The sequence below is a fragment of the Flavobacterium sp. CHNK8 genome, assembly GCF_019774515.1.
GTDB lineage: Bacteria > Bacteroidota > Bacteroidia > Flavobacteriales > Flavobacteriaceae > Flavobacterium > Flavobacterium tiangeerense.
The window spans coordinates 1,037,172-1,051,117 of sequence record NZ_CP081492.1 but is presented as its reverse complement, the minus strand read 5'-3'; the positions used below and the strand labels follow the sequence as shown (position 1 = coordinate 1,051,117).

Sequence of the window (13,946 nt, the reverse complement as noted above, 5' to 3'; positions counted from 1 at the left end):
GAGAAAAAATAGATTATTCATATTTAGAATCAATTATCTTTTTTCAAAGTATCAAAATTCTAATATCGTGCAATATAAACGCAAAAAACTCCCTAAAAAATAGGGAGTTTACAAGGATTTTGTACTCAGAGCGGGACTTGAACCCGCACGAACATTGCTGTTCACTGGATTTTAAGTCCAGCGTGTCTACCAATTTCACCATCCGAGCGATGTTGTGGTACCTCCAGGGATCGAACCAGGGACACATGGATTTTCAGTCCATTGCTCTACCATCTGAGCTAAGGTACCTTACTTAAAAGAAGTAAATTAAAAAAAAGCCTATCTTTTCAGATAGGCTTTTCAAAGAAAGGCGACGACATACTCTCCCACATAACTGCAGTACCATCTGCGCAGGCGGGCTTAACTACTCTGTTCGGGATGGGAAGAGGTGAGCCCCGCCGCAATAACCACCTTAAGAAGTTATAATTGCTTTGGGCAATTTTTGTAATGTTGTTTACATTGTATAATAAACATCAATTACATAATATCTTAACATACTGAGATAAAGAATATAAAAAGTGTATTAGAAAGTTTCTCCCCGAGCCTTGCGACTCGGGAAAAGGGTGTACATAAGCTTACGGGTTATTAGTACTACTCGACTATGACATTACTGCCTTTACATCTATAGCCTATCAACGTGGTCATCTCCCACGACCCTTAAAAGAAATCTCATCTTGTGGTGGGTTTCGCGCTTATATGCTTTCAGCGCTTATCCCTTCCAAACGTAGCTACTCTGCGGTGCCACTGGCGTGACAACAGATACACTAGAGGTTTGTCCAATTCGGTCCTCTCGTACTAGAATCAGATCCACTCAAATTTCTTGCGCCCACAGTAGATAGAGACCGAACTGTCTCACGACGTTCTGAACCCAGCTCGCGTGCCACTTTAATGGGCGAACAGCCCAACCCTTGGGACCTTCTCCAGCCCCAGGATGTGACGAGCCGACATCGAGGTGCCAAACCCCCCCGTCGATATGAGCTCTTGGGGGAGATCAGCCTGTTATCCCCGGCGTACCTTTTATCCTTTGAGCGATGGCCCTTCCATGCGGAACCACCGGATCACTATGCTCTACTTTCGTACCTGATCGACCTGTATGTCTCTCAGTCAAGCTCCCTTATGCCATTGCACTCTACGCACGGTTACCAAGCGTACTGAGGGAACCTTTAGAAGCCTCCGTTACTCTTTTGGAGGCGACCACCCCAGTCAAACTACCCACCAAGCAATGTCCCCCGCTTGTGCGGGGTTAGGCCTCAGATAAACAAAGGGTTGTATTTCAACAATGACTCCACAACGCCTAGCGACGCCACTTCACAGTCTCCAACCTATCCTACACATCATTTATCCAAGGTCAATACTAAGCTATAGTAAAGGTGCACAGGGTCTTTTCGTCCCACTGCGGGTAAGCGGCATCTTCACCGCTACTACAATTTCACCGAGCTCATGGCTGAGACAGTGTCCAGATCGTTACACCATTCGTGCAGGTCGGAACTTACCCGACAAGGAATTTCGCTACCTTAGGACCGTTATAGTTACGGCCGCCGTTTACTGGGGCTTCAATTCAATGCTTCTCCGAAGATAACATCTCCTCTTAACCTTCCAGCACCGGGCAGGTGTCAGGCCCTATACTTCATCTTACGATTTTGCAGAGCCCTGTGTTTTTGATAAACAGTCGCCTGGACCTCTTCACTGCGGCCAGCATTGCTGCTGGCGACCCTTCTCCCGAAGTTACGGGTCTATTTTGCCTAATTCCTTAGCCATGAATCTCTCGAGCACCTTAGGATTCTCTCCTCGACTACCTGTGTCGGTTTGCGGTACGGGTACTTATTACCTGAAGTTTAGAGGTTTTTCTTGGAAGCCCTTAGGCGCACTATCTCTTCTACCGAAGTATCCGAGTACTATCGTATTTCCCCAAAACCCGTGGATTTGCCTGCGGGTCTTATAGGTAGGTACTTCAACGAACTATTCCGTCAGTTCGCGGCGCTTTCATCACTCCGTCACCCCATCACAGTAATAACTAGTACGGGAATATTAACCCGTTGTCCATCGACTGTCCCTTTCGGGTTCGCCTTAGGTCCCGACTAACCCACAGCTGATTAGCATAGCTGTGGAAACCTTAGTCTTTCGGTGTGCGGGTTTCTCGCCCGCATTATCGTTACTTATGCCTACATTTTCTTTTCTAACCAGTCCAGCATGCCTTACGACACACCTTCAACCCTGTTAGAATGCTCCCCTACCACTCCATAATTTAATATGAAATCCATAGCTTCGGTAATACGCTTATGCCCGATTATTATCCATGCTCGTCCGCTCGACTAGTGAGCTGTTACGCACTCTTTAAATGAATGGCTGCTTCCAAGCCAACATCCTAGCTGTCTGGGCAGACAAACCTCGTTCTTTCAACTTAGCGTATATTTGGGGACCTTAGCTGATGGTCTGGGTTCTTTCCCTCTCGGACTTGGACCTTAGCACCCAAGCCCTCACTGCACGGAAACATTATATAGCATTCGGAGTTTGTCAGGAATTGGTAGGCGGTGAAGCCCCCGCATCCAATCAGTAGCTCTACCTCTATATAACTTTATGGCCGTGCGCTGCACCTAAATGCATTTCGGGGAGTACGAGCTATTTCCGAGTTTGATTGGCCTTTCACCCCTACCCACAGGTCATCCGAAGACTTTTCAACGTCAACCGGTTCGGACCTCCACACTGTGTTACCAGCGCTTCATCCTGCCCATGGGTAGATCACACGGTTTCGCGTCTAACACTACTGACTAAAGCGCCCTATTCAGACTCGCTTTCGCTACGGATCCGTGGCTTAACCACTTATCCTTGCCAGCAACGTTAACTCGTAGGCTCATTATGCAAAAGGCACGCCGTCACCCCACGAAAGGGCTCCGACCGCTTGTAAGCGTATGGTTTCAGGATCTATTTCACTCCGTTATTCACGGTTCTTTTCACCTTTCCCTCACGGTACTGGTTCACTATCGGTCTCTCAGGAGTATTTAGCCTTAGCGGATGGTCCCGCCAAATTCAGACAGGGTTTCACGTGCCCCGCCCTACTCAGGATACCACTATTCATTATACTCGTTACCCATACGGGACTATCACCCTCTATGGTGTCACTTTCCAGTAACTTCCGGTTCCTTGTACATAAAATGTCGTGGTCCTACAACCCCAACATTGCCGTAACAACATTGGTTTGGGCTAATCCGCGTTCGCTCGCCACTACTTACGGAATCACTTTTGTTTTCTTCTCCTCCGCCTACTTAGATGTTTCAGTTCAGCGGGTTTGCCCACCTATCGGTGTACTATCTCTTCAAGATAGTGGGTTGCCCCATTCAGGTATTTACGGATCAACGCATGTGTGCTGCTCCCCGTAACTTTTCGCAGCTTATCACGCCTTTCATCGCCTCTGAGAGCCAAGGCATCCCCCATACGCCCTTATTTTGCTTATTGTACCAATCTTAAATTTAATTAAGACCGTTTTTTTTGTCTTTTACTATAAATAGTAAAAAACGCTTTCTACTTTTTATTATTTCTTATCTCAATATGTCAATGAACTTTATTTAGCTCGAAAGTTATAAAGTCTAAGGTCATAAAGTCTTACTTTTGACTTTTAGACTTTAGTCTTTCGACTAAATTTGTGGAGAATAACGGAGTCGAACCGTTGACCTCCTGCGTGCAAGGCAGGCGCTCTAGCCAGCTGAGCTAATCCCCCTTTTTAATTAAAAATTAAAAATTACGAATTAAAAATTATGAACTTCTTGATCCTTAATCTCTCAACTTCTAAAATTTCCTTCTCTAAGAGTAAATAGTTGTCTCGGACAGACTCGAACTGTCGACCCCTACATTATCAGTGTAGTACTCTAACCAGCTGAGCTACGAGACACTCTTATTCTTAAATTTTTATTCTTTTTTTTTAAATTAACAGCAAGAGTAATAAAATGTTGGTATCTGTTTCCAACTTGAACTTTCGTCTTCTTTCCCTAGCGTGTATTACTACTAACACTAAGGCTCTAGAAAGGAGGTGTTCCAGCCGCACCTTCCGGTACGGCTACCTTGTTACGACTTAGCCCTAGTTACCAGTTTTACCCTAGGCAGCTCCTTGCGGTCACCGACTTCAGGCACCCCCAGCTTCCATGGCTTGACGGGCGGTGTGTACAAGGCCCGGGAACGTATTCACCGGATCATGGCTGATATCCGATTACTAGCGATTCCAGCTTCACGGAGTCGAGTTGCAGACTCCGATCCGAACTGTGACCGGTTTTATAGATTCGCTCCTGGTCGCCCAGTGGCTGCTCTCTGTACCGGCCATTGTAGCACGTGTGTAGCCCAAGGCGTAAGGGCCGTGATGATTTGACGTCATCCCCACCTTCCTCACAGTTTGCACTGGCAGTCTTGTTAGAGTTCCCGACTTGACTCGCTGGCAACTAACAACAGGGGTTGCGCTCGTTATAGGACTTAACCTGACACCTCACGGCACGAGCTGACGACAACCATGCAGCACCTTGTAAATTGTCTTGCGAAAAGTCTGTTTCCAAACCGGTCAATCTACATTTAAGCCTTGGTAAGGTTCCTCGCGTATCATCGAATTAAACCACATGCTCCACCGCTTGTGCGGGCCCCCGTCAATTCCTTTGAGTTTCATTCTTGCGAACGTACTCCCCAGGTGGGATACTTATCACTTTCGCTTAGCCACTGAGATTGCTCCCAACAGCTAGTATCCATCGTTTACGGCGTGGACTACCAGGGTATCTAATCCTGTTCGCTACCCACGCTTTCGTCCATCAGCGTCAATCCATTAGTAGTAACCTGCCTTCGCAATTGGTATTCCATGTAATCTCTAAGCATTTCACCGCTACACTACATATTCTAGTTACTTCCTAATAATTCAAGTCAGACAGTATCAATGGCCGTTCCACCGTTGAGCGATGGGCTTTCACCACTGACTTATCTGACCGCCTACGGACCCTTTAAACCCAATGATTCCGGATAACGCTTGGATCCTCCGTATTACCGCGGCTGCTGGCACGGAGTTAGCCGATCCTTATTCTTACAGTACCGTCAAGTCTCTACACGTAGAGGTGTTTCTTCCTGTACAAAAGCAGTTTACAATCCATAGGACCGTCATCCTGCACGCGGCATGGCTGGATCAGGCTTGCGCCCATTGTCCAATATTCCTCACTGCTGCCTCCCGTAGGAGTCTGGTCCGTGTCTCAGTACCAGTGTGGGGGATCTCCCTCTCAGGACCCCTACCCATCGTTGCCTTGGTAAGCCGTTACCTTACCAACTAGCTAATGGGACGCATGCTCATCTTTCACCGTTGTGACTTTAATAGTGGTTTCATGCGAAACTGCTATACTATGAGGTATTAATCCAAATTTCTCTGGGCTATCCCTCTGTGAAAGGTAGATTGCATACGCGTTACGCACCCGTGCGCCGGTCTCTAGGTCCGAAAACCTATACCCCTCGACTTGCATGTGTTAAGCCTGCCGCTAGCGTTCATCCTGAGCCAGGATCAAACTCTTCATCGTATATTGTTTGCTTGATAAATCAAGCTATTATTATTCGACTAAATTCTAGTGGTTTTTTCAAATCTTCCGATTCTATTACTCTTATTCTTTTGTTCTGTTCTTGCGAACAAAACGGCTGTCAATTCAATATGTCTAGGAACGTGTCTTACTATTTTTTCGCCTTTCGTTTGTTTCTCAAAACGGGTGCAAAAGTAGTTATTCTTTTTTTAACTGGCAAGAAAAATTTGAAGTTTTTTTGAGATAATTTTTATCTCGTTCGCTTCTCTTTCTCTTATCAATCTCTCAAAGAACTTCCGTTGTTTTGCGGGGTGCAAAGATAACTTTCGTTTTTAAATCTCACAAGCTTTTTTTAAAGTTTTTTCTAAAGAGTAAATCTCTATTAACTTTGTTTTTCTTGTCAGTATTTTAAAGAACGTCTGCGTCATTGCGGGTGCAAAACTACAACCTTTATTCGCTTTTACAAGCTTTTTATTCGCCTTTTTTTAATCTTTTCTTAACTTTTAAACTAAAGCACTGATTAAACGACTCTTAAAGCATAAACTTTTTTTCAGTTAATTACAATTAGTATAGTTTTACAGTGAAATCATAGCATTGATGGGGATTTGATAGTTTTATTACTATATATCTAGGTAGTATTGTTTTCTATACTATATATAAGGTAAACCTCAAATGATCTGCTCTGTTGGGTTCTCACTATTGAATACTCTGTATTTAAGCTCCTCAAACCTTGAGCGGAAAAATTACATGTATATAATGGTGATTTTTTTGAAGAACAATAAAATAGAGCATACAGATATTCTAATAGGACTCAATTAACACTTACCCTTATCATATCTCTTATTTGATAGAAAGTAAATAGTTGATTATTTTTTTAAATTCTCAGCTCGTTTTACCCAGGAATCGTTTAAAATATCATAATCTATAACAATTGCTGGTTTTTGGTTTTGAAGTCTTCCAGCTTCAAACGCTCTAAATAATATAGTTTCTATTAAATAGTCTTCGTTTACGGTATATGGAGCATATTTTGTTTTAAGATTTATATCAAATAAACTTGCTGCGGTATTTGACCAAAATGCTTTCCAACCGCTCTTGAGGGTTTTTACAAGCTCATAAGTAGTAGTACCTGTTTGCCTGTGAATAAGCTTTACTAATATTTGGCCTTGCTTGCGGGATAGTTTTTTGAGTTTGGCTTCGAATTCATTGCTCAAATAACCTTCGACTATCTTAAAATATTTTTTCTTCTCTTTATTGGTTTTTAAATTCGCCATGCCTTTGTTAAGATTAGTCAATCGCTCTGACGCTACTTTTGCATACGGATAGACTCTATACACCCTGCTTTGTAGCAATAGAAATTGCTTTCTAGCTTCTAGATCTAGTTTCTCTTTTGAAATTAATATTTCTGGTAGTTGTATGGTGTCATTTATTTCATTTTCATCTTCACCAAGTTCGTAACCTATTTTTGTAGTGTCTTGAGGTGTTGTCTGTGCATTTGAGAAGTGAACACAAAAAATAATTAATAACGCTATAAGCAATGGTTTCATGTTTCGAATTTTTAAAATCAAAATTATACAATATATGTACAAGTGTGATGCCAAATTTTTAATTTAGCAAAAAAAATATTTTATGAGTACAACAACACTATTAAATACAACTTCCTTAGCCTTTTTAGAAAAATACTTAAACAACGCCTCTCCTACGGGCTACGAAAGCGAAGGTCAGAAAATATGGATGGATTATTTACGCCCATATGTAGATACCTTTATTACGGATACCTATGGAACTGCTGTAGGAGTTATAAACCCTGATGCTCCATATAAAGTAGTTATTGAAGGACATGCCGATGAAATTTCATGGTATGTAAATTACATTACTGAAGATGGATTACTGTATGTGATACGCAACGGCGGATCTGACCATCAAATTGCTCCATCAAAGAGAGTGGATATTCATACTAAAAAAGGTATTGTAAAAGGGGTATTTGGCTGGCCAGCCATACATACAAGAAGCAGAGGAAAAGAAGAGACTGCCAAAGTTGAGAATATTTTTATTGATATAGGTTGTGAAACCAAAGAGCAGGTGGAAGCTATGGGTGTTCATGTAGGCTGTGTAATTACGTATCCAGACGAATTCATGATTTTAAATGAAAACAAATTTGTTTGCAGAGCCATTGACAATCGAATGGGTGGTTTTATGATTGCCGAGGTAGCTAGAATGTTGCACGAAAATAAAATCACACTACCGTTTGGTCTTTATATTACCAATTCTGTGCAAGAGGAAGTGGGCTTGCGTGGCGCAGAAATGATTACCAAAACCATACGACCAAATGTTGCTATTGTAACCGATGTATGTCATGACTCAACCACGCCGATGATTGATAAAAAAATAGAAGGCGATACCAAAATAGGTAAAGGACCAGTAATTACCTATGCGCCAGCTGTACACAATACACTGCGCGAAATAATTCTTGATACAGCCATTGAAAATGAGATTCCGTTTCAAAGATTAGCTTCGTCAAGAGTAACGGGCACAGATACTGATGCATTTGCCTACAGTAACGGAGGTGTAGCATCGGCTTTGATCTCTTTACCGCTACGTTACATGCACACTACAGTGGAAATGGTTGATCGCTCGGATGTAGAAAATGTGATACAGCTTATTTACAAAACCTTACTTCAATTAAAAAACAACGATACGTATTCTTATTTTAATGAGTAGTCGTATCTATTTAAAAACAACTCAAAACCTTCCTTGAGTTGTTTTTAAATTTTTCTTCGCTATCTGGTTAATTCCCGGATAGCCAAGAAAATATTAATATACTTAGTTTGTCAAAAAGTTTAGAGTTCCATTTTATTTTTGGATCTAATGCTTGGCAAATCCCATAAATAAGAATACTTGACCATTTTCATGAGAACAATTTGAATCTGTTATAGGATTATATATGCGCTAGAGTTTCCCTAAAAATTTAAGTTTAGCATTCTTGTGTTACACTTTACTCCTATTGAAAAAGAATATATTCTATTTAGCCCTGATAGCAGCGGCATCCTTTTATCCCGATTTTTTCGGGATGAAAGATATAGCGGATAGCAGGAGGAGTTTTACTTACTAAGAAAGAAGTACTGCTCCTAAAAAAGCTTTTTAAAACTCTGTGTGAATTGTTTTTTGATATCCTTTCTAAATTGCTAATTTGCGCCCTTAAATGTATATGAAGATGAAGGTATGTATTGCCGAAAAACCTAGTGTGGCAAGAGAAATTGCAACAGTACTGGGTGCCAACACTAAACGAGATGGATATTATGAAGGGAATGGTTATGCGGTTACCTACACTTTTGGACATTTGTGCACGCTTAAAGAGCCTAATGATTACAAACCCCACTGGAAAAGTTGGGATTTGAATAACTTACCCATGCTTCCTGAGAAATTTGAAACCAAAGTGGTGGAAAATTCAGGAATCCAAAAACAGTTTAAAATTGTAAAACAATTGTTTGACCAAGCAGAAATGGTTATTAATTGTGGTGATGCGGGCCAAGAAGGAGAACTCATTCAGCGCTGGGTGATGAACCAGGCACACTATAAAGGAGTGGTGATGCGACTTTGGATTTCCTCTTTGACTACAGAGGCTATTAAAGAAGGTTTCCAAAACTTAAAACCGTCCAGTCAATACGACAACTTGTTCTATGCTGGTTTCTCTAGGGCTATTGGTGACTGGTTGCTGGGTATGAATGCCACTCGACTGTACACTGTAAAACATGGTGGATACAAGCAAGTGTTATCTATAGGTAGGGTACAAACCCCTACTCTTGCTATGGTTGTAGAACGGTATAAAGAAATTATGAATTTCAAGCCACAACCTTACTGGGAATTACAAACCATGTACCGTGAAACTCTTTTTAATTATGAAGAAGGTAGGTTTTTAAAGAAAGAAGAAGGTGAAATTCTGGCTCAAAAAGTAAAAGAAAGTCCGTTTGAAATTATTGCTGTTGACAAGAAAAACGGCAATGAGTATGCTCCAAAATTATTTGACCTTACTGGATTACAGGTGTATTGCAACACTAAATTTGGTTTCTCAGCAGATGAAACTTTAAAAATTGCACAGCTGTTATACGAACAAAAAGTAATTACCTACCCTAGAGTAGACACCACTTTTTTGCCCAATGATGTGTACCCAAAAGTGCCTGGTATTTTACAAAAAATAACGGCTTACGCACAATTGACCGCTCCTTTATTGAATAAAAAAATAAAAAAATCAAGTAAGGTTTTTAATGACAGTAAGGTAACAGATCACCATGCAATTATCCCCACAGGTGTACAAAATAACTTGTCCTACAATCACCAGCAAGTATACGATATTATAACCAAACGCTTTATTGCTGTTTTTTATGACGATTGTCTTGTGGCAAATACTACGGTACTGGGTAAAGCCGCCGATGTAGTTTTTAAAACAACCGGTAAAATAATTTTAAAAAAAGGATGGAGAGTTGTTTTTGAAGATCCAAATGCCAAGGAAAAAGAAACCGATCTTTTACCCTTATTCACCATTGGCGAAAGCGGCCCTCATGAACCTTCTTTTTTAGAAAAAGAAACGAAAGCGCCCAATCAGTTCACCGAGGCTACCTTATTAAGAGCCATGGAAACCGCCGGAAAACAAGTTGAAGATGATGACCTGCGCGAACTTATGAAAGAAAATGGTATTGGCAGACCATCAACCCGAGCTAACATTATTGAAACCTTATTCAAGAGGCAATATATTATTCGTAATAAGAAACAGGTATTACCCACTGCAACCGGCATTCAACTGATTGACACCATTCAAAATGATATGGTAAAATCAGCAGAACTCACGGGTTCTTGGGAAAAACAACTTCGGGATATTGAAAAAGGAACGTATTCTGCTGCTTCATTCATTAATAATATGAAACAAATGGTAGGAACACTTGTTGATGAAGTTCGTCTAGAAACCCGTCGTGCCATACATGCAACACCACTGCATGAGGAAAAGAAAATTGCAAAACCCGTAAAAAAATCACCTGACGGAATTGCACAACAAAAATGTCCGAAATGCAAACAAGGATCTTTACTAAAAGGAAAAACAGCCTACGGTTGCAGTGCGTATCAATCTGGATGTACTTTTTTATTACCTTATGTTTATGCCGAAAAAAAGATTTCAGAAAATCAATACTTGCGCTTATTGCAAAAAGGATCTACCGTAAACTTGAAAGATTTTAAAACACAAGCCGGTACAGTAGAAGGTTTATTACGTTTAGACGAAAATTTCCAACTTATACTTGAACAAAAGAAGACTTTGGCGAAAGCCGTTCCCGACGAATTAACTTGCCCAAAATGCAAAAAAGGAACCGTATTAAAAGGAAAACTAGCCTATGGATGCAGCCAGTATAAAGTAGGCTGTACCTTTAACGTTAGTTTTATTAAGGTTCGGGAGCAGTTAAACGGAGTCGCTGCCACAAAAGATCTTGTACACCAAATTCTTAAAAGCAATAGTTAGTTTTCTGGAGCTTAATCCAGCTATCCGCTATATCTTTTTATGATTTAAAAAAATCATAAAAAGGATGCCGCTTCTATCTGGGCTAGGAACAACAAGTAAACTATAATTGAAGAATAAATATTTCAACAGAAATCACATCTTTTTTATAAATTTGTAAGGCACAAAATATTCATCCTTAAATACATTCCATGAAAAAATCAGCCCTAATTATCTTGTCCGTAATATGTATTTTTAGTTGTAACAAAAGCAAAACTAGCGAAAAAGAAAAAATTAAAGCAGCCCAATGGATCATTGGGAACTGGAAATACAAAACAGCAACCGGAACTCTTACTGAGAACTGGACAAAAGGCAATGATAGTACTTTACTAGGTACCTCATTTTACATACAAGATAAGGATACTATACACCATGAAACAATTGTACTGCAACAAAAGGGTGATAATCTAACTTACACGGCTACAATAAAAGGACAACATAATGATCAACCTGTTGTTTTTACTTTAAATAGCGCAACAGAAAAATCAATGGTTTTTGAAAACCCGAAAAACGATTATCCTAGAACTATTACCTACCAACAAGTGTCATCCCAATCTATAATTGCCAAAATAAGCGGAATCCAGCAAGGAAAACCTTCGTCTGAACAGTTTGTTTTGAAAAAGTAGTTAGAATCTAATTTCAGTTAAAACTCTGTAAATTAATTTTTTGTATGATACAGCCCTAAGAAATTTGATAATTTTTTACTTTACTATTCATATTTATTCTAAATAATTTTAATTCTTCAAAAAGGGTTTCTATATTTGCAACATATTATTTTTATTTAATCTAAATAAGTAGCTAAAAATAGAAATTCAAATACTATTGACATGAAAAATAAACTTTTTGTTTCGTTGGCCTTTGTAACAACAATGTTAGTAAGTGCACAGCAAAAAAATACCTTATTAGAATCCACTTTTTGGAAAACAAAACCAGATGTGAATATTGTAAAAGCTGAAATTGACAAAGGCAATAGCCCATCAGCATCCACAGCAAATGCTTTTGATGTTACCGTAATGGCCATTAACAATGATGCTCCAGAAGCGACTATAAAATACCTTTTAGAACAACCTGGCAATGAAGTCAGTAAATTGACACATGACAATCGTATTTACTTACATTGGGCAGCAAACAAAGGGAATACGGCAATTGTAGAGCTTTTAATTGCAAAAGGGTCTGACATTAATCTGGAAGATAGTAAAGGCGAAACCCCACTTACTTTTGCCGCAATTGGAGCCCAAAGCAACACGGCACTTTACGAAGCTTTTTTTAAAGCAGGGACAGATCCTAAGAAAAAATATAGAGATGGAGTAAACTTGATGCACATGGCTATTGCTGGTGATAAAAGTTTAGCACTTATAAATTATTTCACTTCAAAAGGAATGTCTTTAAAAGATACTGATGCTGATGGAAACACCGCTTTTGATTATGCTGCAAGATCAGGAAATATAGCCTTGCTAAAATCACTTATTGAAAAAGGAGTAAAATATACCAACAACGCATTACTTTTTGCTGCTCAAGGATCAAGAAGAGAGGTAACTTCAATAGAGACCTATAAATATTTAGTAGAAGATTTAAAACTTAAACCTACTACTGCCAATAAAAACGGAGAAACGGTTTTGCATTTTTTAGCAGGAAAGCCAAACCAAATTGAAGTAATCAATTATTTTCTGGCAAAAGGTGTTCCTGTAAACACTAGTAATAATGAAGGAAATACTCCGCTCATGGTGGCGGCAGCAGCCCGAGACATAGCTGCATTAGAATTATTGTTACCACTTGTTTCAAATATCAATGCTCAAAATGAAAAAGGAGAATCGGCATTGACGCTTGCTGTGAAATCGGGAACTCCCGAAGCAGTTACAGTACTACTAAACAAAGGTGCAAATCCAAAAGTATTAGACAAAGATCAAAACAATTTAGGGTACTATTTAATTCAATCCTACAGGCCAATGGCCGGTAAACCAGAAAACGCAAACGGTGCCGTTCAAGATCCATTTGATTTGAAGATGAAACTTTTACAAGAAAAAGGACTAGATTTAAATGCAACTCAAAAAGACGGCAGTACTTTAATCCATTTTGCAGTTGCAAAAAATGATTTGGGTTTGGTAAAAAAATTGTCTTCTTTGCCAATAGACTTAAATTCAAAAAACAAAGATGGATTAACGGCACTTCACAAAGCCGCCATGATTGCAAAGGATGATGTTATGTTAAAATATTTATTAAGTATAGGAGTAAAAAAAGATATTACTACTGAATTTGATGAAACGGCATACTCTTTGGCTAAAGAAAATGAGACGCTTACCACAAACAAAATTGATCTAGAATTTTTAAAATAAAAATATGAAATCCATACTTAAAATATCGTTAACCCTATTATTATTGTGTTTTACAACAAATCAAGCAACTGCTCAAAGTAGTAAATACAAATGCATGTTACAAATGTCAAACTATATGGGCGAAGGAGCGTACATTGTAGTTTCACTAGTGAATGCAAAAGGAGAATACGTAAAAACGCTTTATGTAATGGGCGATGATAAAAAATGGTACAAAACATTAAAGGAATGGCACAAATTTTATGCTAAAAAACCTGAAAATTTAAGTGCTAAAACAGGCGCATCTGTAACAGGAGGCGACCGTAGCATCACGACTATCGAAATTGAAGATGCTAAAATCAATAAAGGATTTAAATTGCGTTTTGAAACAGCTGTAGAAGATCATAAATACCACACCACCGATATTGAAATTCCACTTACTACTGAAGGAATTGCCGCTAAAACTGAAGGTAATAATTACATCAGATATGTGCGTTTAAATAAAATTTAGTACTCCTATAATACTTCAAT

The 13,946-nt window shown here is 39.5% G+C and carries 6 protein-coding genes, 4 tRNA genes and 3 rRNA genes; 5 read left to right on the top strand and 8 right to left on the bottom strand.

The window, feature by feature from the left end; all coding sequences use genetic code 11:
- Positions 1-122 precede the first annotated feature (122 nt).
- The 8 genes from K5V07_RS04550 to K5V07_RS04515 all read right to left on the bottom strand — a co-directional run bounded on the left by K5V07_RS04550 (position 123) and on the right by K5V07_RS04515 (position 7,111).
- Positions 123-208: transfer RNA gene (locus K5V07_RS04550), tRNA-Leu, on the bottom strand.
- A gap of 7 nt (positions 209-215) precedes the next feature.
- A tRNA-Phe gene (locus tag K5V07_RS04545) sits at positions 216-288 on the bottom strand.
- Between the two features lie 56 nt (positions 289-344).
- Positions 345-454, bottom strand: a 5S ribosomal RNA gene (rrf, locus tag K5V07_RS04540).
- 150 nt (positions 455-604) lie between these two features.
- Positions 605-3,492 (bottom strand): 23S ribosomal RNA (locus K5V07_RS04535).
- 188 nt (positions 3,493-3,680) lie between these two features.
- Positions 3,681-3,754: transfer RNA gene (locus K5V07_RS04530), tRNA-Ala, on the bottom strand.
- Positions 3,755-3,851: 97 nt separating this feature from the next.
- Positions 3,852-3,925, bottom strand: a tRNA-Ile gene (locus tag K5V07_RS04525).
- A 131-nt stretch (positions 3,926-4,056) separates the two neighbouring features.
- A 16S ribosomal RNA gene (locus tag K5V07_RS04520) occupies positions 4,057-5,570 on the bottom strand.
- The 16S, 23S and 5S rRNA genes sit together here with 4 tRNA genes alongside, the layout of an rRNA operon.
- 863 nt (positions 5,571-6,433) lie before the next feature.
- On the bottom strand, positions 6,434-7,111 hold the full coding sequence (locus K5V07_RS04515; RefSeq protein ID WP_144893335.1) for a DUF4294 domain-containing protein: 678 nt from the start codon (positions 7,109-7,111) through the stop codon (positions 6,434-6,436).
- Positions 7,112-7,193: 82 nt separating this feature from the next.
- Between K5V07_RS04515 and K5V07_RS04510 the strand changes: the two genes are divergently transcribed.
- The 5 genes from K5V07_RS04510 to K5V07_RS04490 all read left to right on the top strand — a co-directional run bounded on the left by K5V07_RS04510 (position 7,194) and on the right by K5V07_RS04490 (position 13,926).
- Positions 7,194-8,285, top strand: coding sequence for a M42 family metallopeptidase (locus K5V07_RS04510; RefSeq protein ID WP_144893333.1), 1,092 nt, complete (start codon positions 7,194-7,196; stop codon positions 8,283-8,285).
- 493 nt (positions 8,286-8,778) lie between these two features.
- Entirely contained in the window at positions 8,779-11,070 is a 2,292-nt protein-coding gene (locus K5V07_RS04505) for a DNA topoisomerase 3 (RefSeq protein ID WP_221916558.1), read from the top strand.
- 188 nt (positions 11,071-11,258) lie between these two features.
- Positions 11,259-11,732 (top strand): DUF6265 family protein, encoded by a 474-nt coding sequence (locus K5V07_RS04500; protein WP_221916557.1) that lies wholly within the window; start codon positions 11,259-11,261, stop codon positions 11,730-11,732.
- Positions 11,733-11,933: 201 nt separating this feature from the next.
- Positions 11,934-13,439, top strand: a complete 1,506-nt coding sequence (locus tag K5V07_RS04495; protein WP_221916556.1) for an ankyrin repeat domain-containing protein — start codon at positions 11,934-11,936, stop codon at positions 13,437-13,439.
- 4 nt (positions 13,440-13,443) lie between these two features.
- Complete coding sequence (locus K5V07_RS04490) at positions 13,444-13,926, top strand: DUF2271 domain-containing protein (protein ID WP_086454382.1); 483 nt, start codon at positions 13,444-13,446, stop codon at positions 13,924-13,926.
- The last annotated feature ends 20 nt before the right edge of the window (positions 13,927-13,946 follow it).